The following is a 23,946-nucleotide window of genomic DNA, read 5'->3' on the forward strand; positions in this document are numbered from 1 at the left end:
CCCCTGCAATATTTGCTTACATCTGCAATGCTTTGGCAACAGCTTGCCGCTCGGCACCGCGCGCTTTGCCCGTCACAATGACCCCATTCCAGCTAGTCCTCACTAGCTCAACAAATGGAGTCAATCCCATGAAAAAAGTCGCACTCTCCGCTCTGGTTCTGGCCGGTTTCGCTTCCACCTCCGTCATGGCACAGGATGCCTTCAGCTATGCCAAGGGCGCAGCGACCTGGACCCACGCCAAGTCCGACTACGTCGGCGGCAAGGACAGCAACAACCGTGACTTCGGTGGTCTGAGCCTGGATCTCTCCAAGAGCTTCGGCTCCAATTTCTACGGCCGTCTGGGCACCGAATACAGCTCCCGCAACAGCGGCAACGACAGCATGAGCATCTCCAACCTGGGGATGGGGGTGTTCACCCCCCTAAGCACCGGTCTGAACCTCTATGGGGAAGCGGGTTTGATGGGTTACAGCATGGAGCGGGAACTGGCTTCCAACGTGAACGACTCCGGCTGGGACAACATCACCCGCAAGCAGAGCGGCAGCCTGTACGGTGAAGTGGGCCTGCGCTACGACATCGGTGCGGTCGAGCTCTCCACCGGCTATCGCTACGCCAACATGACCGACGACATGCACGATTTCAAAGTGGGCGGCGCCTACAAGTTGACCCAGAACCTGGCGTTGACCGCCGACTACACCTATCGCCACTGGGATCTGCAACAGGGTTCCATCACCAGCCTGGGTGTGAAGTACAGCTTCTGATCTTCCTGTCCGTAGTAGTGTCTTGGTTTTTTTGCCCATGGTGTCGACCATGGGCTTTCTTGTTTCTGTGGTCCTGCGCGCAAAAAAGTTATACGGCTTTACCAATCTTGTATAAGTGCTATAACTGAGAAATAGTTATACGCGAGGCTTTGTCATGTACAAGATAAGGGTCGGGATCAGTGCCTGCCTGCTCGGTCAGGCGGTACGCTTCGACGGGGGCCACAAGCACTCCTCTTTCTGCGAGCGCGAGCTCGGTGCCCACTTTGACTATCACCCCGTCTGCCCCGAGACGGCCATCGGCCTCGGTGCGCCCCGCGCCGCCATCCGGCTGGTGCGGCGGGATGGCGAGTTGCGGGCCCAGAGCCGGGACGGTGCGCTGGATGTGACAGATCGACTCATCGCCTTCAGCGAGCGGCAGGCTGGGCGCCTCGATTTTCTCTCCGGTTATATCCTCTGCGCCAAGTCGCCGAGCTGCGGCATGGAGCGGGTGCGCGTCTATACCGCCAACGACAAGGGGTCGGGTGGGGAAGGGGGCGCCAAGGAGGGGGTGGGCCTGTTTGCCAGGGCGCTGATGGCGGCCAACCCCCTCTTGCCGGTGGAAGAAGATGGCCGACTGTGCGATCCCGTGCTGCGGGAGAACTTCGTGCTGCGGGTCTTCGCCTACCACGACTGGCAGCAGCTCTGTGCCCGCGGCCTCAGCGCCGCCAGCCTCACGGACTTCCACGCCCGCTACAAGTACCTGGTGCTCTCCCACGCCACCTGCCATTACAAGACCCTCGGCCGCCTGCTGGGGGATCTGGGACGAGCCCCCCTCGACGAGATCGCGCAGCGCTACATCCAAGGGCTGATGGAGGCCCTTGGCCTGCGGGCCAACCGGCGGGGTCACACCAATGTGCTGATGCACCTGCAGGGCTATTTCAAGCGGGTGCTGACCCCCTCCCAGAAGCAGGAGCTGTGCGAGCTCATCGACAAGTACCGCACCGGCCTGGTGCCCCTGCTGGTGCCCCTGACCCTGCTGCGCCACCACCTGCGCGAGCACCCCAACCCCTATCTGGCTCGCCAGGTCTACCTCAATCCCCACCCGGAATCCCTCAGGCTCCGATATGGCCTGTGAGGGGAGGGAGACAATTTTTCGCCGATGCGGGGCAAGGCGCCCCCCGGTATTGCTCATTGAACGGACGATTCATGCCACAACAGATTGATGAAGAGGGGCTCTACCCCATTCGCGACGTCGCTCGCCTGACCGGGGTCAACCCCATCACCCTGCGGGCCTGGCAGCGGCGCTACGGCCTGGTGCAACCCGCCCGTACCGAGAAGGGCCATCGCCTCTATAGCGCGCAGGACATCCGCCAGATAGGGGAGATCCTGAGCTGGTTGGAGCGCGGGGTCAGCATCGGTCAGGTGAAGGGGCTCTTGAGCGAGCCCCATCTCCCGCTGAGCCGCGATCACTGGCAGCAGAGCCTGCAGCAATTGGGGGAGGCCATGCTCGCCTTCAACCAGCGCAGGGCGGAGGCACAGTTGCAGGAGCTGCTCGCCAGCTATCCATTCGAACTGGTACGCGAGCGGGTGTTGCAACCCTTGCAGACGCAGTTGCTGGGGCTCTGGCGGGAGCGACCCGACGGGGAGTGGTTGCAGCGCTTCTGGCTGGGCTGGCTGCAGGCCCACTTCGCGCGCCATCTCATCGGGCAGGAGAAGGGGAGCCCTGTCTGTCTGGCGAGTTGGGGCCTGGTCGGGCCGCTGGATCTGCTCTGGCATGCCTATGAGCTGATCAACCAGGGCCATGAGGTGCAGTTGGTCGGCCCGTGCGATCCCAGGGGGGCCGCCCTGCTGGCAGGAAGGGTGCCGGATGCGTGGCGGGTGCTGCTGGGAGTCGGGCTTGGCAAGGGGGAGCTCGCCGAACCCTGGCCGGCCACCTGTCAGCTGTTCGGTCCTCTGGGTGCCCTCTATGAGCCGGACTGGCTCGCGGTGCATGCCTGGTCGCCGACCCTTGAGCGTCCGCTCGTGACACCCATGGATGAGCCGCAGGGGAGGCAGCCATGAGGCTCATCTGGTTTCGCAACGATCTGAGGCTGGCGGACAATCCGGCCCTGCGCCACGCCTGCGCCACCTGCGGGGATGAAGAGGGCGGTGTCACCGCGCTCTTTGTCATCAGCCCGGCCCAGTGGCGCGCGCACAAGATGGCCCCCATCCGCCAGCGCTTCCTGCTGGCCCAGATCGATGAACTCGGCAAGGGGCTGGCGGCCCTCGGCATTCGGTTGCACCTGCTGCGGGTCGAGACATTCGCCGAGGTGCCGGCCGAGATGGCGGCCCTGGCGACCCGGCTCGGGGTGCGCCAACTCTACGCCAATCAGGCCATCGAGCTCGACGAGCAGCGGCGGGATCGGGCGGTGAGCCAGGCGCTGCAGGGGCTGGATATCCGAAATCACTGGTTCAACGGCTGCTGCGTGCTGCCGCCGGGGCGGGTGCTGACGGGCAGTCAGGAGATGTTCAAGGTATTCACCCCCTACAGCCGGGCCTGGCTCAAGGCCCTGGAGGAGGAGGGGTTCGTCATTCATCGCTCCCCGGCGCCGCGGGGAACCCCCTTGCCCTGGACTCCCCTGGCCGAGACCGGCCTGGTGGAGGGGGTGGCACGCGAGCCTGAGGAGGCGGCCCGCTGGCCGGTGGGGGAGGTCGAAGCCCGGCGCCGGCTGCACGATTTTCTGGAGCAGGCCGTGCTGGACTATGGGGAGAACCGGGATTTCCCGGCCCAGGCTGGCACCTCCACCCTCTCCCCCTATCTGGCGGCGGGGATCATCAGCCCACGCCAGTGTGTGGCGGCCCTGCAGCAGAGGCTCGGTTATCGACCCCAGTCCAGGGCGCAGCCCGGTTTTGTCTGGCTGAACGAGATCATCTGGCGCGAATTTTATCGCCACCTGCTGATGCTGGTGCCGAACCTCTCCATGAACCTGCCGTTCAGGGACGAAACCCGGGCCCTGCCCTGGGGCTGGGATCCCGAGGCGCTCTCTGCCTGGTGTGAGGGGCGCACCGGCTATCCCATCGTCGATGCCGCCATGCGCTGCCTCAATGCCACCGGCTGGATGCACAACCGGCTGCGGATGATAGTGGCGAGTTTTCTCACCAAGGATCTGCACCTGCACTGGCGGCTCGGGGAGGATTACTTCATGAGCCAGCTCATCGACGGGGATCTCGCCGCCAACAACGGCGGTTGGCAGTGGGCGGCGGGCACGGGTGCCGACGCGGCCCCCTATTTTCGGGTCTTCAACCCCACCACCCAGGGGCAACGTTTTGATCCTGACGGAGCCTTCATCCGTACCTGGGTGTCAGAGCTCGCGGATGTGCCGACCGCCCAGTTGCACAGGCCTCACGAGTGGTTGCAGCAGCATGACAGACATGATTACCCGCTCCCCATGGTGGATCACGCTGCGGCACGGATAAGGGCCATCGAGATGTTCCGGGAACTGGAGAGAAAATAGGATGAATGCACCGCTGGCCCATTTCATCGTCATCTATCTGCAGCGGGATCGGCAGCAGTGGCACCGGCTGCCGGAGATCTACGCGGAGCAGGTGGTGTTCGTGGATCCTGTCTGCCGGATCGAGGGCTTGGCGGCGCTGACCCGGTATTTTTCCGCCCTCTATCGGCGCTTCGAGCATTGCCGCGTCGAGATAGTGAGCCAGCAACAGCAGGGGGATGAGGCCTGGCTCGGCTGGGTGATGACCTTCGTTCACCCGCGTCTCGTCGGTGGCAAGCCGATACGGGTGGAAGGGGCGACCCGGCTGCAGTTCGACCCCTGGGGCAAGGTGCGCCTGCAGCGGGATTATTTCGATCTCGGCGCCATGCTCTATGAGCAAGTGCCCCTGCTCGGACGGTTTGTCCGCACCCTGCGAGCCAGGTTGGGCGCCTGAGCGCGTTCAGGCGTGGCTGGCAATCTGCGATGACGGATGGGGGCGGGGAAAAATCCCCTGTATGGTGAGCGCTGCCCCGGAGCCGATACACTTGTCTTGGGAGTCGGGATCCATGCGCTGTCGCAGCGCAGATCCGGATATGGGAATGGGTCAAGCTGGAGGGGGAGCCAATATGAGCACCTTTTCGACCGACACTCTGCTGTTTTCCAAGTGGACCCGAGAGGGCCAGCAAGGGCCGGGGGCGCACTTCTATCTGGTGGTCTCCTGCCAGCGGGATGCCCAGGGGCGGCTGGCGAGGGTGGTGCTGCAGGATATCAATACCCTGCAGGAGCAGGAGCTCGATTGCCATGAACTGGAGGATGGGGCGCGCTGGCATATGGGCTGGAGCTAGCCTGCGGCCTCGTGGCGAAGGGGTGTATATGGTTCAACCCGGTGAACAGGGGATTTTTGATAGACATTCACTATGGATGGGCAAGGGAGAGTCGATTGTCCTTTGAGTCTATGCGGGGATATTCTAGCCCTGTTCCCCAATTTGATGTCCACCTGGAGGTGAATGATGAAAAGCCCAATCGGTCTTGATACCGTTCAATCACAAGCCCTGGCCGCCGAGCTGAACAAGTTGCTGGCCAGCTACCAGATCCTCTACATGAACGTCCGTGGCTTCCACTGGAACATCCGCGGCAACCAGTTCTTCGAACTGCACCTGAAGTTCGAGGAGATCTACAACGATCTGCTGCTCAAGGTCGATGCCCTGGCCGAGCGCATCCTCACCCTGGACGGCGTGCCCATGCACAGCTTCAGCGATTACCTCAAGGTCTCCGCGATTCCCGAACAGAAGGGGCTGCACTACGGCCGCGCCTGTGTCGAATCCCTGCTGGAGAGCTTCCGCGAGTTGCTGGTGGCCCAGCGCCGCATCCTGGGGCAGGCAGGCGATGCCGGTGACGAGGGCACGGCCTCCATCCTCTCCGACTATGTGCAGCAGCAGGAAAAACTGGTCTGGATGCTGCGCGCCTACCTGGCCTGACAAGCTGGAAAGCAGCGGCGTATTTATCCAGCCTGATGGTTTGAAATGAGGGTAAAGCGGGTTGACCCGACCCGCTTTCCCGGCACCCGATCCTTGAGTTGTCTCTCCTTTTATCCACCCTGTTGCCGCCCTTTCGGGCGGCTTTTTTGTTTTTGATCTGCATCAATGAAAACTTAATTGGTAAATTGAATGCCTATTAAGTTTTCCATGAGGGGAATAGAATCGCCACAAAACAAACAACTGAAATGTCCAATTAGGAGAGGCATGATGTTTTGTGTGCAATGTGAACAAACAATTCGTACCCCGGCAGGCAATGGCTGTGCTTATGCGCAAGGCATGTGTGGCAAGACGGCGGAAACCTCGGATCTGCAGGATGTGCTGATCTATACGCTGCAAGGCCTCAGCGCCTGGGCGCTGGCCGCCCGCGAGCACGGCATCGTCGATGCCGAGATCGATGCCTTCGTGCCCAAAGCCTTCTTCGCCACCCTCACCAACGTCAACTTCGACTCCGCCCGCATCGTTGCCTACGTCAATCAGGCGCTGGCCCATCGTCGCCACCTTGCCGCTCGCCTGGCCGAGCTGGCGGTGCAGGTCAACGGCTTGCCCGCCGCCGCCGGTTTCGAGCCGGGTGCCGAGCTGCTGGAACAGCTGGCCCATGCGCCCCAGACCGCGGTCAACCGTGGCAAGAGTGAAGTCAACGAAGACATCATGGGGCTGCGTCTGCTCTGCCTCTATGGTCTCAAAGGTGCCGCCGCCTACATGGAGCATGCCCGGGTACTGAGCCAGCAAGACAGCGAAGTCGCCGCCGAATTCCACCGCATCATGAGCTGGCTCGGCACGGATCCGAGCGATCTGGATCCCCTGTTCAAGTGCGCCATGGACATCGGTCTGCTCAACTTCAAGATCATGGAGATGCTGGATCTCGGTGAGACCACCGCCTTCGGCCATCCGGAACCGACCCAGGTACGTGTCACTCCCGTGCCGGGCAAGTGCATCCTGGTTTCCGGCCACGACATGGTGGATCTCAAACTCATTCTGGAGCAGACCACCGGCACCGGCATCAATGTCTACACTCACGGCGAGATGCTGCCCGCCCTGGCCTACCCCTTCTTCAAGCAGTACCCGCACCTGGTGGGCAACTACGGCTCCGCCTGGCAGAACCAGCAAAAAGAGTTCGCCAACTTCCCGGGTGCCGTGGTGATGACCTCCAACTGCATCATCGACCCGAACGTGGGCGACTATGCGGATCGCATCTTCACCCGCTCCATCGTCGGCTGGCCCGGCGTCACCCATCTGGAAGGGGAAGATTTTTCTGCCGTGGTGGCCAAGGCCCAGGCGCTCGATGGCTTCAAGCACACCGAGCTCGAGCACTTCATCACCATCGGCTTTGCCCGCAACGCCCTGATGCAAGCCGCTCCCGCGGTGATCGACAAGGTCAAGGCCGGCGAGATCAGCCACTTCTTCCTGGTGGGGGGCTGTGACGGTGATCGCGCCGAGCGCGCCTACTACACCGAGTTTGCCAAGGCGATCCCGCAAGACAGCCTGCTGCTGACGCTGGGCTGCGGCAAGTACAAGTTCAACAAGCTCGACTTTGGCGACATCGGCGGCATCCCCCGTCTGCTGGACGTGGGTCAATGCAACGATGCCTACTCCGCCATCCAGCTGGCGCTGGCGCTGTCCGAGGCGTTCGAGTGCGGCGTCAACGATCTGCCCCTGACCCTGGTGCTCTCCTGGTTCGAGCAAAAAGCCATCGTCATCCTGCTCACCCTGCTGGCGCTCGGCGTGAAGGACATCCGTACCGGTCCGACCGCACCGGCCTTCCTCACCCCGGCCCTGCTCAAGGTGCTGGAGGAGCAGTTCGGCCTCAAGGGCACCACCAGTGCCGAAGCGGATCTGGCCGAGATCCTGGCAGCCTGACCCTTGTGCCGGCCCCTGTGCGGGCCGGACCCAGATGTTGTAAGCCTTTGGCGAGCCTGATGGCTCGCCTTTTTTCCAAGACGGATTCCCCCTATTTTCAACAAGAGGAGCCTTGCGATGACCTCCACCTCTTTGACCCTGCGGTGCATCGGCCGCCGGGCAGATACTCACGATGTGGTGAGCTGGCAGTTCGCCCCCCTGACGGGCACTCTGCCCCCCGTGCTGGCGGGCCAGTGTGTCACCCTGCATACCCACATCGACGGCCAGCCCCAGTGCCGTGCCTACACCTTGTCCTCCAGTCCGCAGGATGCCTGCTGGCAGGTCACCATCAAGGACGTGGGGCTGGTCTCCCATCATCTGCACCAGAGTCTGCAAGTGGGGGACGAGATCCGGGTCGATGGCCCCTTCGGCGACTTCAACCTGAGTGCGCTCCCCTGCGAGCGGCCACTGCTCTTGAGCGCCGGCTCCGGCATCACCCCCATGTGGGCCATGCTGCGGGATGAACTCGCCAAGCGGCCGGATGCAGATATCCGCTTCATTCACAGCGCCCGCTCCCCCGAGGACGTGATCTTCGCCGCCGAGCTGGCTGCGCTGGCCGAGGCCCACCCCGGCGTGCGCCATGCCCTGGTGCTGGAGCAAGCCTGCGCCACTCACCCCTGGGTTGGCCGCCTGACTCCCGCCATGCTCCAGGAGCTGGCACCGGATCTCTTGAGCCGCCACGTCTATCTGTGCGGCCCGGCGCCTTACATGACCGCCGTCTGCGCCATGCTGACGGAGCTGGGGTTGCCCGCCGACCAATTGCACCAGGAGTCCTTCGGCCTGCCGGCAGCGGCGCCGGTTGCAGCCGGCAACGACCACTTCTGGCTGACCCTGAAAAAAAGCGGCAAGAAGGTGAAAATCTTGCCGGGCCAAACCCTGCTGGCGGCGCTGGAAGGGGCGGGAGAGACCATGATGGCCGCTTGCCGCGCCGGGGTCTGCGGCGCCTGCCGCTGCACCACCACGGGGGAGATCGAGCGCCAGAGCGTGATGACCTTGAGCCCGCAGGATCTCGAGAGCGGGGTGGCGCTGGCCTGCTCCTGCACCGCCAAAGGGGATATCAGCCTGGATTACTGATGGTGTCATCAGAGACTTGTGCTTTTCCCGCACCGGGCAGGCGGGTACACTCTGGCCAGTTTCATCGGCATACGGGATAACACATGACAATCTTGGTTACCGGGGGCGCCGGGTATATCGGTTCCCATACCCTGGTCGAACTGCTGGACGCGGGCCAGCAAGTGGTGGTGCTGGACAACCTCTCCAACGCCTCGCCGGAGTCTCTCAAACGGGTCGAGCGGATCACCGGCAAGGCGGTCGACTTCGTCGAAGGGGACATTCTGGACAGGGCCTGCCTGCAGCGGCTGTTTGCCCGCTACCAGATAGAGTCTGTCATTCACTTCGCCGGTCTCAAGGCGGTGGGGGAGTCCAGCCAGATCCCGCTCACCTACTACCAGAACAACGTGACCGGCACCCTGGTCTTGTGCGAAGAGATGGCCAAGGCGGGGGTATTCCGGCTGGTGTTCAGCTCGTCGGCCACCGTCTACGGCGATCCCGCCTCGGTGCCCCTGCGGGAAGACTTCCCCACCGGCGCCACCAATCCCTATGGCCGTTCCAAGCTGATGGTGGAGGAGATCCTGCGGGACCTTTCCAAGTCAGATCCGCGCTGGGCCATCGTGCTGCTGCGCTACTTCAACCCGGTCGGCGCCCACCAGAGCGGCCTCATCGGTGAAGATCCCAACGGCATTCCCAACAACCTGCTGCCCTATATCAGCCAGGTTGGAGTCGGCAAACTCAAGGAGCTGGGGGTGTTTGGCGACGACTACCCGACGCCGGACGGCACCGGAGTGCGCGACTACATCCACGTGGTGGATCTCGCCATCGGTCACCTGAAGGCATTAGCGCGCATCGAGAGCGACACCGGCGTCTTCACCTACAACCTGGGGACCGGACAGGGCTACTCGGTGCTGGAGATGGTCAAGGCGTTTGAAGGGGCGAGCGGTCGCCCCATCCCCTATCAGGTCAAGCCCCGTCGCCCCGGCGACATCGCCGAGTGCTGGGCCGAACCGACCCTGGCCCGGGACGAGCTGGGCTGGCAGGCGGAGCGGGGATTGGAGCAGATGATGGTCGATACCTGGCGTTGGCAAAGCCAGAACCCGAACGGTTATCAGGCCTGAGCGGCCAGTGCGCAGATAGCAAAACGCCCCGGCATGGCCGGGGCGTTTTTTATGGGCGACGGGCGGTCTTACTGGATGCTCTTGCCGGCGCGCACGTCCTTGATGATGGCCTGCAGACTCGCCAGATCCCGCGGTGCACCGCGCAGGATCTGGTCGCCGACGATGAAGGCCGGGGTGCCGGAGATGCTCATGGCTTCGGCCAGAGCCCGGTTGGTGCCGAGGTTCTTGTCGATGCTGCCATCCTTGATCTTGGCCTCGACCTTGCTCCAGTCGACACCGGCAGCCTTGGCGATCTCTTTCACCTGGGCTTCGTCGGCGAGGGGGCCCTGATGGGCGTACAGTTTGTCGTGGAAGGCCTGATACTTGTCCGGCTGGCCGAGCTGCACCGCCAGGGCGGCGCGGGCGGCGTAGTAGGAGGTCTCGCTCAGGATGGGGAACTGCTTGTAGATGTAGCGAATGTCCTTGTCCTGACTGAGCAGCTGCTTGACCAGGGGATGGGCGCGCTTGCAGTAGCCGCAGTTGTAGTCGAAGAACTCCACCACCGTCAGGCTGCCCTTGGGATTGCCGCTCTCGGCGTCGTTGTTGGCGTAGAGCTGCTTGGCGTGGGCCTGGATCAGGGCCTTGTCGCTCTCGGCCTGCTGGCTCTCCTGCTTGGCGCGCAGGGCATTGGACATCTCGACCAGGATTTCCGGATTCTTGACCAGATAATCGCGCACGATCTGCTCGACATCGCTCTTGGTCAGCTCACTCGCCTGCAGCGGGGCGGCGAACAGGGTCACGCCGGTCAGGGCGGCACAGAGGGCATGTTTGATTCTCATAAGTCCATCTTGCTGGGAATATGGGGGTGGGCCCTATAGTGGTTGAGTCTGTTTTCAAGTCAAGTTATCCGATTGAAAAAGCGCGGGTTATGCCTAGTTTGCGGGATTTGTGCGTCATTTAGGCCAATAAATCGGCAAACGGATGGGGCGGGGATTTACAAGGGGGAAGGCGATGGGTAGTATTCGGCGCACTGCTGCGGAGGGGTGGCAGAGCGGCTGAATGCACCGGTCTTGAAAACCGGCGATGGGCGACCATCCGTGGGTTCAAATCCCACCTCCTCCGCCATCTATATGGCCCACCTCATTGAATGAGGTGGGCTTTTTTGTATCTGTATTTTTTGGTATGCCGTTGATGCACCATCAGGTGTTGGCTGTCCTACTGCTTGCTCGCACTCCTTTGGACAGGTCAACGCCACTACTCTCGTCCCTTCAATTTACCCAAAACAAGAGAGGGTCATTGGCCCCTCTTGTTATTTATTTTGTTGGTCAGTGAAAACAGTACTGCTTGTCGCTGCCAGAGGCGCGCGGCTCACAGAGCTGGTTCAGCTGTTTGACGGTGAGTTAGCAGACTTCCTGCGTGAACCCGATGACCGCCCCACCGAACAAGGCATTGTGCTCAGCCAGCAGTTGGCCAAGCTTGGTACAGCTGGTAGAGGGTCGGTGTGGAAAGAGGTTGATAAGCGGGTAGCACGACGGGGTCCTTGATGGCTCTTTGTGCGCATCAATGACAGACGATGCGCGGATGCCAAGGTCGATAACGTGGGAGACAGCTATGGCGCCCTTGAGTGGATTTTCTGTGATCTGAGCCTGATGTCTCCTGATGATATCTATTGGCGTTGATTTTCAATCGGGCTCAAGTGGCGATTCGTTGGCATGTCTACTTGGGACCAATGTCAGAGTGGGGTCGCACATTTACGGTATTCGCTCGGGCTGACCCCCACCCGTTTCCTGAACACCCGCGAGAAGTAAAGTTGATCGTCATAGCCCACCTGCTGGCCTATGGTGGCCACTGACAGAGGCGTGGTCTGCAGCAGCAGTTTGGCTCGGATGATCCGCTGATCCTCGCGCCAACGGACTATGCTCACCCCCACCTGCTCACGAAATAGGTGAGCCAGCCGTGAAGGGGACAAAAACACCTGCTCCGCCAGCGCCTCCACCGAGATCTCGGCACTGAGTGACTCGCTCAGGATCTGACTAGCTTGATGAACTCGGTGGTCGATAGCGGGGTAAGCGTTGAGGGAAGAGGCCTCATAGCAGCGAATGAGCAGCCGCTCCAGCAGATTCATCGCCAGTTGTTCCGACATAGGTCTCAGCTGTTTGTGAGTTTCCTCTATGTCGAGAAACAGAGTATCAAATTCAGAAAGCAACCCAGCATCTGCCAGTTGTAGCCGCCCCACCTGTTCCGTTACTTGCGGCCACTTGAGCCAATCGGCCCAATAGGCTCGAGGCCTGAAATAGACCCAGCGGTGATACCACTCCTGCGCGCCCGGCGCCCGGCCGTAATGGTGCACGGCCGCGGGCGGGAACAACAGCAAGTCGCCGGGCTCCACCGTGAATGCCTGATCCCCTTGAAAGATTTGCCCCTTGCCCCTGATGGTCAAATTGACGATGAAGCCCTTCATCCCGAGGGGCCGGTCAATGATGAAGTCGAGCGTGCTCCCCTTCTCGATGGGAGTCATACCCGAGACTAGGAACACATCGAAGGCATAGCCCGGCAGCAGGGGGTTGAGTTGTTTCGGCTTCTCTTTTTGCATCGAGGACATGGCAGAAAACAGTGCTTGGGTAAAAAAATCAGCTTGGGCCATTGTAAAGACTCACGTTGGGAACGCGCCACCCGACGCTCGGCGCTATGTAAAATTGGTGAACTGGCTCACAACGGGATGAGTCGTGAGCCATGGAGTAGCCCTGGTCAGACCCGCTAAACGCAGAACTGTGCAGGCTCGATAGGGGATCAGATGCGTGTCTTGCGCACCTGTTTGTAGCGGTCGAACAGCACGGCGGCAAGCAGGATGAGGCCGCGCACCACGTACTGGGCAAACGGGGATATGTTGAGCAAGTTCATGGCGTTCTCCATCAACCCCAAAATCAACACCCCGGCGATGATATAGGAGATCTTGCCGATCCCTCCTTTCATGGAGACCCCTCCCAGTACGCAGGCGGAGATCACAACCAGCTCGAAGCCGATAGAGGTCATAGGCTGACCCGAGGTCATGCGCGATGCCAGGATGATGCCGGCAATCGAGGCAATCAGCCCCGTCATGGTGAAGATGATGATCTTGGTGCGCACCACGTTGACCCCGGCTAGGCGTGCGGCTTCCTCATTGCCTCCCATGGCCAGGGTGTTGCGTCCGAAGGTGGTCTTGTTGAGCAGCAACCCGAACAGCACGAAGCAGACGGCGGTCAGCCAGACCGGGGTCGGGATGCCAAACAGGGCTGAGTTGCCCAGTTCGAAGAAACGTTCCTCGACGATGCCCACCGCCTTGCCGTCGGAAATGATGTAGCCCACCCCACGGGCCATCTGCATGGTGGCGAGGGTGGTGATGAGGGCGTTGATCTTGAATTTGGCCACTACGATGCCGTTGATGAGGCCAAACAGCACTCCTACCGACATGCCTGCCAGGATGCCGAACGTGATGCTCTCGGTGGCGTTGATGCCGACCGCGCAGGCGACGCCGGAGCAGGCCACCACGGAGCCTACCGACATGTCGAACTCACCGGAGGCGAGGCAGAACAGCATGCCGCACGCCACCATGCCCGACATGGAGACGGCGAGCCCGAGTCCGCGCATGTTGATCAGGCTGGCGAAGTTGGGTACCAGCACGCAGGCCAGCAGGAACAGGATGGCGAAGATCACCAGCATGCCGTATTGATCCCAGACGCGGGCCAGTTGCAGACGGGATCCGCTGGCCGCCGCAGCGCTGGCGGCCTGGCCGACTGAGGTAGTAGTTGTCATGATTTTTCTCCTGATAATTCTGGGTGCTATCTCGTTGCGGTCAATGGATCAACGGGCCGGCATGGCCAGATTGAGCGCCTTGACCTCGTTGGCCTCATCGTGGGAAAGCTCGCCGGCGATTTCCCCCTCCCGCATGACCATGATCCGGTCCGCGATACCCAGCACTTCCGGCAGCTCGCTTGATACCACCACCACGGCGATACCCACCTTGGCCAGATCGTAAATCACGTTGTAAATCTCGTTCTTTGCCCCGACGTCGATGCCGCGGGTCGGCTCGTCGAGCAAGATGACCTTCATGTCTTCGGAGAGCCAGCGTCCCAGAATGGCCTTCTGCTGGTTGCCGCCGGAGAGGTTCATGATGGCCTGCTGGGGAGACGGGGTCTTGACCCGCATGTCGCGGATCCGCAGCCTCGCGTTCTCGTTCTCCCACTGCTGGTTGATCCAGAAGCCCCCCCACGCGTGGTGACGGCGGGCACTGATGTTGATGTTTTCCTGCACCGAGTGGATGGGAATGATGCCGAGCGCCTTGCGGTCTTCGGTGCAGAGCATGATGCCGCTGCGAATGGCGTCGATGGGGCTGCCGATGACCACCGGCTTGCCGAACACCGCTATCTCGCCACTGTGCATCTTGTCGGCGCCGAAGATGAGCTTCATCAGTTCGCTGCGTCCGGCCCCCACCAGCCCGAAGATGCCGAGGATCTCCCCCCGTTTTACCTCGAACGATACCGGCGCCTTGAGCCCGGGCCCCATCAGCTGATCCACCTTGAGGCCTGCCTCTCCAAGCGGCCTTGGGCTGTAGCCATAGATGTCGGTCAGCTCGCGTCCTACCATGGTCTTGACCAGCAGATCCCGGTCCACCTCATCCATGGAGGCGAAGGTACGTACGAACTGACCATCTTTGAATACCGTGATGGCGTCGCACAGGGCGAAGATCTCGTCCATGCGGTGGGATACGTAGAGAATGACCTTGCCTTCGTCACGCAGCTGACGGATGACCCGAAACAGCTGCTCGATCTCGCGGGACGAGAGGCTGCTGGTCGGCTCGTCGAAGGCGATGACACTGGCATCCCGGGTCAGCGCCTTGGCGATCTCCACCATCTGCCATTGCCCGAGGGATAGGTACTTGAGCGGCGTCTCGGGGGAGACCTCCATACCGAGGCGTGCCAGCTGCCTGGCCGCATCCTGATAGAGTTTCTCCCGATCAATGACCCCGCGCCGGGTCGGTAGCTGACCGAGGTAGATGTTCTCGGCCACCGTCATCTCTGGCACCAGGTGCAACTCCTGATAGATGATGGCGATCCCGCTCTCCAGCGCATCGACCGTGCTCTGGAACGTCCGCTCCTGGCCAGCCAGCTTCACCACTCCTGTGGTGGGAGACTGAAAACCGCTCAGTATCTTGAGCAGGGTGGACTTGCCTGCGCCGTTTTCCCCCATCAGCGCGTGCACCGAGCCCTGCTGGCAGGAGAAAGAGACATTCTTCAGCGCCTTGACGCCGGGAAACTCCTTGCTGATGCAGCAAAACTCCAGATAAGGAACTGACTGATTCATGTTTCACTCCAGCCGATCGGCATGGCGTACTCCGCCATGCCGGTTTCGGTATCAGGGTTTGGATGGCGTCAATCACAGACCTTTCTTCTGCAGCTCGGCCTTGAAGTTGTCGCGGGTGATGAGCACCACGTCGGTCACCTCGGTGAACTTGGCCGGTTCGGTGCCGTTGACCACCCAGTCATGGAGCATCTGGATGCTCTTGTAACCGTGCACATCGGGGCTTGGCAGCAGAGAGCCGAGGAAGCCGGTGGCGCTGGATTTGGAGAACTCATTCACCGCATCCACCCCGTTGATGCCGATGCCGATGACGTTCTCCGCCTTGAAGCCCTGCCCTTCGGTAGCACGCACGCCGCCGAGCACTGTGTTGTCATTCATGCCGACGATGAGCCAGTTCTTCACCTCCGGGTGCTGCACCAGCATGGAGTTGGCGGCATCCAGTGCCCCAGGAATGTCGTTGGCCTTGGTGGGTGAGCGGTAGATCTGGGCCTCCGGGAAACCGGCGACCTTGAGCGCGCTCAGGGAGCCTTCGACCCGGCGGCGGGCGGTGTCGAGCTCGTCGGCGGTGATGGCGAGCACCGCGGTCGTCTTCACGTCCCACTGGCGTTTTTGCATCTCCTTGTACAGCTCCTGGCCTTGGCGTTCACCAATCTTGGTGGCGGCCATCATCACCAGTGGCACCTGCTCCATGGGCTGGCCCTTGGCGTTGACGAACTGGTCGTCCACCGTGATGACCTTCAGATCCATGCTGTTGGCCTTGGCCATGATGGCGGCCCCGAGCTTGGGATCAGGGGTGCAGATGACGAAGCCCTTGGCGCCATTGGCCGCCAGGCTGTCGATGGCATTGAGGGTCTTCTCGCCATCGGGGACGGCTATCTTTATCACCTCGAAACCGAGATCCTTGCCCGCCTTGTCGGCGAAGTTCCACTCGGTTTGGAACCAGGGCTCCTCCGGCTGCTTGACCAGATAGCCCAGCTTCAGCGCCTCGGCCGAGAAAGCAGAATTTGCCATACCAAGGGCAAGCCCCATCGCGATCATTCTGTTAACGATTTTGTTCATGTGAGTGTCTCCAGGTGTTCTATCAATCCATGTATCCATGAAGCACAGCCATCGGGTCCATTCTTCAGGCCGCAACATAAAAACATGTCCAAACATGACGTTATTGTTATTGCTAGATGAGCGAATCAAGTTGTAATCGTTTTCACATAGAAAAATGGAGAGCAGGATCACGCCGTGAAATTGCAGCTATTTTGTCTATGTTTTTAGCAAAATAGTCACATGTCGAAACCTGGATGGCCGTCACCCTCTTGCCGGTATAGCGTTTAAATCCATATTTCCAGCAGCCAATGGCTAACCGCCCGTCCGGTCCATCTCCTATGGTTCCTCACCAGTCACCCTCATTGATGGTCAGGAGCACTTATGTCTGAGCACCCCAGGTCCGAGCACATCGCCATCGGACTCGATTTCGGCAGCGATTCGGTCAGGGCTCTTGCCGTGCGCTGCCATGACGGCGCCGAGCTGGCAACCCATGTCGTCTATTACCCGCGCTGGCAGGCAGGTCATTACTGCCAGCCGGTCATCAACCAGTTCCGCCACCACCCCCTCGACTATCTGGAGTCCATGGAGCAGGCGGTGGTCGCAGTGGTGAGTCAACTCACCCCGGCCCAGCGCGCCGCCGTGCGTGGCATCGGGGTGGACAGCACCGGCTCCACTCCGGCTCCCATTGATGGGGAAGGGCGTGTGCTGGCCCTGCGCCCGGAGTTTGCCGATAACCCCAACGCCATGTTCGTGCTGTGGAAGGATCACACCGCCATCGAGGAGGCCGAAGCCATCACGGCGCTGTGCCACGGCGGCCTGTTCCCCGACTACAGCCGCTACATCGGCGGGGTCTACTCCTCCGAGTGGTTCTGGGCCAAGATCCTGCACGTCTCCCGAGCCGATGCCGCCGTGCGCGCCGCCGCCTGCAACTGGATCGAGCTGTGTGACTGGGTCCCCGCCATCCTGAGCGGCACCCAGGCCCCGGCCGACATTCGACGCGGGCGCTGCTCCGCTGGCCACAAATCCCTCTGGCACCCGAGCTGGGGCGGCCTGCCCCCCGCCGAGTTTCTCAACGCGCTGGATCCGTTGTTGACCCAGGATCTCGACTACCCGCTCTTTACCGACAGTTGGACCGCCGATCTGCCGGTCGGCACCCTGACGCCGGAGTGGGCAGAGCGACTGCACCTCTCCTGCGAGGTGGTGATCGCCGGTGGTGCCTTTGACTGCCACATGGGGGCGGTGGGGGCCGGAGCCGGCAACAACGCGCTGGTCAAGGTGATCGGCACCTCCACCTGCGACATCCTGATCGCCGACGAGGCCACCATCGGTGATCGCGCTATTGCCGGGATATGCGGCCAGGTGAACGGCAGCGTGGTGCCGGGCATGGTGGGGCTGGAGGCGGGACAGTCGGCATTTGGTGACATCTATGCCTGGTATCAGCGCCAGCTCGGCTGGTCGCTGGAGAGCCTCGCGACCCAGTATCCGGAGCTGCGCACCGCCATCGAGGCCCACAAACGGGAATTGCTGCCAAGCCTTGCCGCCGCCTGGGAACAGCAGCGCGATCTGGCCCACCTGCCGGTGGTGCTCGACTGGTTCAATGGTCGCCGCACCCCATATGCGAACCAGCGTCTGCAGGGCACTATCACCGGGCTCAACCTCGGCACCGATGCTCCTGACCTGTTCGGTGCCCTGGTGGCCTCCACCGCCTTCGGGGCTCGCAGCATCATGGAGTGCATGACCAGTCAGCAGGTACCGGTGGAGCAGGTGATTGCCCTTGGCGGCATCGCCCGCAAGTCCGCCACCGTGATGCAGACCTGCGCCGATGTGATGAACAGGCCCATCCAGGTGGTGGCCTCGGATCAGTGCTGTGCCCTGGGGGCGGCGATCTTTGCCGCCGTGGCAGCCGGGATCCATCCCGATGTGGCAGCAGCCCAGCGCCACATGGCGAGCGCCGTTGAGCGCACCCACCAGCCGCAACCCGAACGGGTCGCCGAATACGAGCGTCTCTACCAGCGCTATCTCGCCTGGGGCGCCGCCGCCGAGCCGCTCTACAACCGGGGGATACCAGCATGAATCTCAAAATGCTCAAGGAGCAGGTGCTCGCCGCCAACCTGGATCTGCCACGCCATGATCTGGTGACTTTCACCTGGGGCAACGTGAGCGGCATCGACAGAGAGCGCAATCTGGTGGTGATAAAGCCGAGCGGCGTCAGTTACGAGCGGATGCAGATCGAGGACATGGTGGTGCTGGATCTGGCGGGCAAACAGGTGGAGGGATCTCTGCGTCCCTCCTCCGACACTGCTACCCATCTGGTGCTCTATCGCGCCTATCCCGAACTGGGTGGCGTGGTGCATACCCACTCTACCCATGCCACCGCCTGGGCCCAGGCGGGACGCGCCATCCCGATTTTCGGCACCACCCAGGCCGACTATTTCCACGGCGAGATCCCCTGCTCGCGCCTGCTCACCCCGGGAGAAGTCGAGGAGGATTACGAGGGACTGACCGGTCATCTCATCGTCGAGACCCTCAAGCAGACCCCCATTCTCACCATGCCGGGGGTGCTGGTGGCCAACCATGGCCCCTTCAGCTGGGGCAAGAGCGCCGAGGATGCGGTACACAACGCCGTTGTGCTGGAAGAGGTGGCGCGCATGGCCTGGCTCACCGGCCAGATCAATCCCGCAGCCCTTCCTTTGCCCGATTACCTGCTGGAGAAGCACTACCAGCGCAAACATGGCAAACACGCCTATTACGGCCAGACAAAAGCATAAACAGAGGACACCAAGATGGAATTCATGAAACAGCTGGAAGTGTGGTTCCTGGTCGGCAGCCAGCACCTGTATGGCGCCGCTACCCTGAAGCAGGTGGCCGATCACGCTCACACCATCACCAATCAACTCAACGAGCATGCCGGCCTGCCGGTCAGGATAGTGCTCAAGCCCACCGGCACCACGCTCGATGAAATCAGCTCGGTGGCCCGGGATGCCAACCACGACGAGCGCTGCATCGGGCTCATGGTGTGGATGCACACCTTCTCCCCCACCAAGATGTGGATCCCGGCGCTCAGCCAGTTGCAAAAACCCCTGTTGCAGTTCCACACCCAGTTCAACCGGGATCTGCCGTGGAGCGAGATCGACATGGACTTCATGAACCTGAACCAGACTGCCCACGGCGGCCGCGAGTTCGGTTTCATGGGCGCTCGGTTGCGGCTGCCGCGCACCGTGGTGGTCGGCCACTGGCAAGATGAAGAGGCCCACCGCAAGCTGGGCAGCTGGATGCGCGTCGCCGCTGCCATTCACGACAGCCGCCACCTGAAGATCGCCCGCTTTGGCGACAACATGCGCAACGTGGCGGTCACCGAAGGCGACAAGGTTGAAGCCCAGATCCAGTTCGGCTATCAGGTGAACTACCACCCGGTCGGCGATCTGGTCAAGGTCATCGACGCCATCCCCGCCAGCGACATCGAGGCGCTGCTGGCCGAATACGAAGAAACCTACACTCTGACTGAGGCGGTGCAGGCGGGTGGGGAGCTTCGTACCTCCCTCTATGAAGCGGCGCGCCAGGAGCTGGGGATGAAGAAATTCCTCACTGACGGCGGCTTTGGCGCCTTTACCACCACCTTCGAGGATCTTCACGGCCTGCACCAGCTGCCGGGGCTCGCCTGCCAGCGCCTGATGCAGCAAGGCTTCGGCTTCGGTGCGGAGGGGGACTGGAAGACCGCGGCCCTGCTGCGCACTATCAAGGTGATGGGGGCCGGTCTTGCGGGCGGCACCTCCTTCATGGAGGACTACACCTACCACCTGGAGGCGGGCAACAACCTGGTGCTGGGATCCCACATGCTGGAGGTCTGCCCTTCCATCGCCGCGAAGAAACCGGTGCTGGATGCCCAGCACCTCGGCATAGGCAAGAAGGCCGACCCGGCCCGCCTGCTGTTTGCTGCTCCGGCCGGCAAGGCGGTCAATGCCAGCCTCATCGATCTGGGCAACCGTTTCCGACTAGTGGTCAATCAACTGGAGGTGGTGGACTTGCCAGAGGCCATGCCAAAACTGCCGGTGGCGAGCGCCCTGTGGCAGCCCATGCCGAATTTACAGATCAGCGCCGAGGCCTGGATCCTGGCCGGGGCCGCCCACCACTCGGTGTTCACCCAATCGGTGGATATCGAACAGCTGCGTACCTTCGCCGACATCATGGGTATCGAGTTCGTGGTGATTGACGAGCAAACACGCATCCCCGAGTTCAAACAGACCCTGCAATGGAATGAGGTGTACTACAAACTGTGCAGTAAGTGAGTTGGGTCCAGGGGCTGTCGTCATGAGATGGCGGCCCACAAGGGCGCACAGCGGATCTGTCGTGGTCTGATCATCCTGGTCACCTGCTCCGCCATTCATTCAAGAGCCCAGATGATTCCATCATCTGGGCTCTTCTGTTTTCTTCTCTTCCCATTCATCCATCTCCTCGCCGGGCTGCCGGGCTCGACCCTGTTTTTGCTCGCCACCTTGGCCCGAACGCTCCTCAAGGCGGCATTTCCCTTGCCCCATAAATACGGTGAATGACTGTGTTATTTCCATTCACCGAATGAATAATGGGAGCCTTTTCGCCCATCGCGCGCTTGGCCGGGCTCAACGATCGCTATTTGTCGGCCTTGCCGGCGGCGTCGGCGAGGCGGGCGAGACGCTTGTCGAGCCAGCGCACGGGCAGCCCTGCATCCTCCGCCCTCTCTTTCCTGCGAATGGCGCTGCGCACCAGCATGGCCCCCAGCCAGCGTACGGGCTCGGGCGGGAAATAGCCGCGCGGCCCCCCCACCAGGGCGCATTCACGCCAGGGGATATCCTCTTGCCATTCATCGTCTCTCACCATGGCCGCCAGGATGCGACCGCCGATCCAGCTCTGGGCCACCCCGTTGCCGGAATAACCGAGGCCGTAGACGATGTTCGGCTGGCGGCGCCAGTGGCCGAAGAAGGGCAGGCCGTCCACGGAGCGGTCCGAGGCGCCGCACCAGCTGGCAGCGATGGGCACGTCTTTGAGGGCGGGGAAGAAGCGGTGCAAGGCCCGGGTGAGGGGGGCCAGGTAGCGGCTGGGTTCATCGAAGCTGGCCAGATGACGGTTGGCGAAGGCGAAGGTGTTGCCTCCCTTGCCGAGCATCAGGCGTCCGGCCGGGGTCGAGCGCGCGTAATAGACGAAGGTGCGTCCATCCACCGTGCTGCGACCGTGATCCATCCCCTGGGCGACCAGGGCTTCGGGGGCGGGTTCCGTGATCACCATGTCGGAGGAGACCAGCACGATGGCGCGGCGAAACTCGCGAAAATGCTCCACCATGGCGCTGTTCATGGCGAGCACCACCTTGCCGGCGCTGACGCTCCCCGCTGGCGTCTGAACGCGGGCCGGTTGGCCGGCATCGAGGCGCAGCATGGGGCTCTGTTCATAGACCGCCACCCCGAGGGTGCGGGCGACTCGCAGCAGGCCGCGCACCAGCAGGGCGGGTTGCACCGAGCCCGCGTGGGGGCTGAACACGCCTTCCAGATGTGCCGCCGAGCCGCACTGACCCGCCAGATCCTGCGCCGCTATGGGTTGCCACCGGTTCAATCCCGCTTCATCCAGTCTCGCCATGATGGGGGCCATGGCGCCGCGCTGGGCCTCGCTGGTGGCGGTGTAGCAGGTGCCTTCCACTCGCAGCTCTGCCGCTATGCCGTGAGCCTCGCAAAAACGCGCTATCTCGTGCACCGCCTGCTCCGAGGTGCGTACCAGCCAGGCGGCCTGTGCCTCGCCAAATTGCTTGCACAGGCTGGGGTACTTGGCGGACCAGGTGAGCAGGCAGCCGCCGTTGCGACCGGAGGCACCGCCGCCGCACAGCCCCTTCTCCAGCACCAGCACCCGCAATTCGGGCTGCGCCTGTTTGAGCTGGATGGCGCACCAGAGCCCGGTGAAGCCGCCGCCGACGATGCAGACATCCGCGTCATGTTGCCCTTGCAAAGGAGTAGGCTCGGCAGGCTGCTCGGCGGCCAGGGCCTCGGCTAGCCAGAAGGAGAGTTGAGTGTGGGGCATGTTGTCTCCGTTGAACGTCAGGGTTGGCGCCAGCGCTGGGTACGCGCCAGCAGGGTGCGGCTGAGACCGAGTTGCAGCAGCTTGACGCTGGCGGCGGCCAGCAGGATCAGGGTGGCCATGGCGGCGGCCGCGGCCGTGTCGCCGGAGTCCTCCATGTTGAGCACGGCGATGGAGGCGAGCACGCTGTCGCTGGAGTAGAGGAAGATCACCGCCGAGGTGGTGGTCATGGCGTTGACGAACAGGTAGATGAAGATCTCCAGCAGGGCGGGCAGGCTGGCGGGCAGGGTGACGCGCCAGAATGCCTTGAGCAGCGGGATGCGAAGGGAGATGGCGACCAGCTCCAGCTCCCGCGGCAACTGCTTGAGGCTGGTGAGCGCCGTCATGTGCCCCACCGTGTAGTAATGGATGATGCAGGAGAGCACCATCAGCGGCAGGGTGCCATAGAGGCTGCCGAGCAGGCTGTCCGGCCGGTTGAAGAAGAAGATGTAACCCAGCCCCAGCACCATGCCGGGCACCGCCAGGGAGAGCATGGCGAGCAGGTGCATCAGCTGGCGCAGGGGGGCGAAGTGGCGCCCCTTCTCCTGGGCCCAGGCCAGCACCACGATGAGGGCGGTGCCAAAGATGGCAGTGAGGGCGCCGAGCTTGAGGGTATTGGTGAAGGGTTGCCAGCCGTAGACGCTGTTGCTGTCGAAGGCGTAGTGCGCCAGGGTCAGGTTGAGGTTGTAGGGCCAGAACTGCACCAGGGAGCCGTAGATGGCCATGCCGACCAGGGCCAGGAACAGCAGGGCCCAGAGCCCGCACCAGAGCAGCGCCAGCAGATCCCGCACCTTGTGGGGGCTTGGCCGATAGGGAACGGACTTGCTGCTGCTCTGCTCCTGCATCTTGCTGCGCACCCTGTGCTCCAGCGCGAAGCTCAGCAGGGCGGGCAGCAGCAAGGTGACGCTGGCGACCGCCCCCAGGGAGAAGTTCTGCATGCCGATCACCTGGCGATAGATGTCGGTGGCCAGCACGCTGTACTGGCCGCCGATCACCTTGGCTACCCCGAAGTCGCAGATGGTCAGGGTGAACACGGCGATGGTGGCGCTGAGCAGGCCGTAGCGGGCGGTGGGCAGGGTCACGGTGAGGAAGGTGCGAAGGGGCGAGCTGCCGAGCACCCTGGCGGCCTCGTACAGGCGGGCGTCGCTGTGACCCAGTGCCGTGATGAGGATCATCAGGGCATGGGGGAAGCACCAGAAACCCAACCCCATCACGATGCCGATGGGGCCGTAGATACTCTCCCCGCCGAGCAGCCCCTTGGCGACCCCCTGATTGCCGAACCAGTAGACCAGGCTGATGGCGGGCAGCAGGGAGGGCATCAGCAGGGGAATGAGGCCGATGAGGCGAAACAGTCCCTTGGCGGGCATGCAGGTGCGGGTGAGGGCGTAGGCGTAGCCGAAGGCGACCCCGACCACCAGAGTGGTGATGAGCAGGCCGAGCCAGAGGGTGTTGCCTATGGTGCGGGTGAGGTGGGGGGAGAGGAAGTAGTCCCGAAAGTTCGCGAGTCCCACCCAGTTGCCGTCCAGATCCTGCAGGCTCTTTTGCAGCATGGCGAGCAGGGGCAGCAGCAGGCCACCGGCCAGCAGGGCGATGCCGATCAGCAGCAGCGCGAGCTGGATGACGCTGTCCCGACTCCAGCCGCCGAGGTGCTGGCACCAGCGCAGCCTTGGGCGGTTTGTCCCAAGGGTCTTGGGCTGCATCATCA

20 protein-coding genes and 1 tRNA gene are annotated in these 23,946 nt (G+C 62.4%); 14 read left to right on the forward strand and 7 right to left on the reverse strand.

Annotated elements, in window-relative coordinates:
* Positions 1–128: 128 nt before the first annotated feature.
* From VZC39_RS04700 to galE, 10 genes are all read left to right on the forward strand, one after another.
* Positions 129–758, forward strand: coding sequence for an autotransporter (locus VZC39_RS04700; protein WP_434666149.1), 630 nt, complete (start codon positions 129–131; stop codon positions 756–758).
* 154 nt (positions 759–912) lie between these two features.
* On the forward strand, positions 913–1,872 hold the full coding sequence (locus VZC39_RS04705) for a YbgA family protein (RefSeq protein ID WP_434666152.1): 960 nt from the start codon (positions 913–915) through the stop codon (positions 1,870–1,872).
* A gap of 71 nt (positions 1,873–1,943) precedes the next feature.
* Complete coding sequence (locus VZC39_RS04710) at positions 1,944–2,798, forward strand: MerR family transcriptional regulator (RefSeq protein WP_434666155.1); 855 nt, start codon at positions 1,944–1,946, stop codon at positions 2,796–2,798.
* Positions 2,795–4,231, forward strand: a complete 1,437-nt coding sequence (gene phrB, locus VZC39_RS04715) for a deoxyribodipyrimidine photo-lyase (protein WP_434666157.1) — start codon at positions 2,795–2,797, stop codon at positions 4,229–4,231. Before VZC39_RS04710 ends, phrB begins: the two co-directional genes overlap by 4 nt.
* A 1-nt stretch (position 4,232) precedes the next feature.
* Positions 4,233–4,661: a nuclear transport factor 2 family protein gene (locus VZC39_RS04720; protein ID WP_434666160.1), complete on the forward strand. Its 429-nt coding sequence runs from the start codon at positions 4,233–4,235 to the stop codon at positions 4,659–4,661.
* Positions 4,662–4,833: 172 nt separating this feature from the next.
* Positions 4,834–5,052 carry a TIGR02450 family Trp-rich protein gene (locus VZC39_RS04725; protein WP_349921295.1) on the forward strand — a complete coding sequence of 73 codons (219 nt, stop codon included), beginning with the start codon at positions 4,834–4,836 and terminating at the stop codon, positions 5,050–5,052.
* Between the two features lie 165 nt (positions 5,053–5,217).
* Positions 5,218–5,685, forward strand: a complete 468-nt coding sequence (locus VZC39_RS04730) for a Dps family protein (protein WP_434668350.1) — start codon at positions 5,218–5,220, stop codon at positions 5,683–5,685.
* A gap of 267 nt (positions 5,686–5,952) precedes the next feature.
* On the forward strand, positions 5,953–7,602 hold the full coding sequence (hcp, locus tag VZC39_RS04735) for a hydroxylamine reductase (protein WP_434668353.1): 1,650 nt from the start codon (positions 5,953–5,955) through the stop codon (positions 7,600–7,602).
* A 117-nt stretch (positions 7,603–7,719) separates the two neighbouring features.
* Entirely contained in the window at positions 7,720–8,715 is a 996-nt protein-coding gene (locus tag VZC39_RS04740) for an FAD-binding oxidoreductase (RefSeq protein ID WP_434666164.1), read from the forward strand.
* 83 nt (positions 8,716–8,798) lie between these two features.
* Positions 8,799–9,812, forward strand: coding sequence for a UDP-glucose 4-epimerase GalE (galE, locus tag VZC39_RS04745; RefSeq protein WP_434666167.1), 1,014 nt, complete (start codon positions 8,799–8,801; stop codon positions 9,810–9,812).
* A 68-nt stretch (positions 9,813–9,880) separates the two neighbouring features.
* Here galE and VZC39_RS04750 read toward each other — a convergent pair whose 3' ends face one another.
* A complete protein-coding gene (locus VZC39_RS04750) occupies positions 9,881–10,630 on the reverse strand; it encodes a DsbA family protein (RefSeq protein ID WP_349921300.1) in 750 nt (249 codons plus the stop codon).
* Positions 10,631–10,828: 198 nt separating this feature from the next.
* Between VZC39_RS04750 and VZC39_RS04755 the strand changes: the two genes are divergently transcribed.
* Positions 10,829–10,916 (forward strand) — tRNA-Ser (locus VZC39_RS04755).
* Between the two features lie 607 nt (positions 10,917–11,523).
* On the opposite strand, the gene araC is transcribed toward VZC39_RS04755, so the two are convergent.
* From araC to VZC39_RS04775, 4 genes are all read right to left on the reverse strand, one after another.
* Positions 11,524–12,435: an arabinose operon transcriptional regulator AraC gene (gene araC, locus VZC39_RS04760; protein ID WP_434666171.1), complete on the reverse strand. Its 912-nt coding sequence runs from the start codon at positions 12,433–12,435 to the stop codon at positions 11,524–11,526.
* Positions 12,436–12,581: 146 nt separating this feature from the next.
* A complete protein-coding gene (gene araH / locus VZC39_RS04765) occupies positions 12,582–13,583 on the reverse strand; it encodes an L-arabinose ABC transporter permease AraH (RefSeq protein WP_434666174.1) in 1,002 nt (333 codons plus the stop codon).
* 48 nt (positions 13,584–13,631) lie between these two features.
* Positions 13,632–15,131 carry an L-arabinose ABC transporter ATP-binding protein AraG gene (araG, locus tag VZC39_RS04770; RefSeq protein ID WP_434666177.1) on the reverse strand — a complete coding sequence of 500 codons (1,500 nt, stop codon included), beginning with the start codon at positions 15,129–15,131 and terminating at the stop codon, positions 13,632–13,634.
* 72 nt (positions 15,132–15,203) lie between these two features.
* Positions 15,204–16,187 (reverse strand): arabinose ABC transporter substrate-binding protein, encoded by a 984-nt coding sequence (locus tag VZC39_RS04775; RefSeq protein WP_434666180.1) that lies wholly within the window; start codon positions 16,185–16,187, stop codon positions 15,204–15,206.
* A gap of 360 nt (positions 16,188–16,547) precedes the next feature.
* On the opposite strand from VZC39_RS04775, the gene VZC39_RS04780 reads away from it, so the two are divergent.
* From VZC39_RS04780 to araA, 3 genes are read left to right on the forward strand one after another with little or no spacing between them, the layout of a single operon-like run.
* Positions 16,548–18,239 (forward strand): ribulokinase, encoded by a 1,692-nt coding sequence (locus tag VZC39_RS04780; RefSeq protein WP_434666183.1) that lies wholly within the window; start codon positions 16,548–16,550, stop codon positions 18,237–18,239.
* A complete protein-coding gene (locus VZC39_RS04785) occupies positions 18,236–18,934 on the forward strand; it encodes an L-ribulose-5-phosphate 4-epimerase (RefSeq protein ID WP_434666186.1) in 699 nt (232 codons plus the stop codon). The genes VZC39_RS04780 and VZC39_RS04785 overlap by 4 nt, the downstream gene beginning before the upstream one ends.
* A 15-nt stretch (positions 18,935–18,949) precedes the next feature.
* Positions 18,950–20,452 carry an L-arabinose isomerase gene (araA, locus tag VZC39_RS04790; protein ID WP_434666189.1) on the forward strand — a complete coding sequence of 501 codons (1,503 nt, stop codon included), beginning with the start codon at positions 18,950–18,952 and terminating at the stop codon, positions 20,450–20,452.
* Between the two features lie 340 nt (positions 20,453–20,792).
* Here araA and VZC39_RS04795 read toward each other — a convergent pair whose 3' ends face one another.
* Together VZC39_RS04795 and VZC39_RS04800 are read right to left on the reverse strand one after the other, a co-directional pair.
* Complete coding sequence (locus tag VZC39_RS04795; protein ID WP_434666192.1) at positions 20,793–22,205, reverse strand: FAD-dependent oxidoreductase; 1,413 nt, start codon at positions 22,203–22,205, stop codon at positions 20,793–20,795.
* A 17-nt stretch (positions 22,206–22,222) separates the two neighbouring features.
* On the reverse strand, positions 22,223–23,944 hold the full coding sequence (locus VZC39_RS04800; protein ID WP_434668356.1) for a putative 2-aminoethylphosphonate ABC transporter permease subunit: 1,722 nt from the start codon (positions 23,942–23,944) through the stop codon (positions 22,223–22,225).
* Positions 23,945–23,946 lie beyond the last annotated feature (2 nt).

The organism is Aeromonas sp. NJAU223 (genome assembly GCF_051125555.1).
In the GTDB taxonomy this organism is placed as follows: Bacteria; Pseudomonadota; Gammaproteobacteria; order Enterobacterales; family Aeromonadaceae; genus Aeromonas; species Aeromonas veronii_G.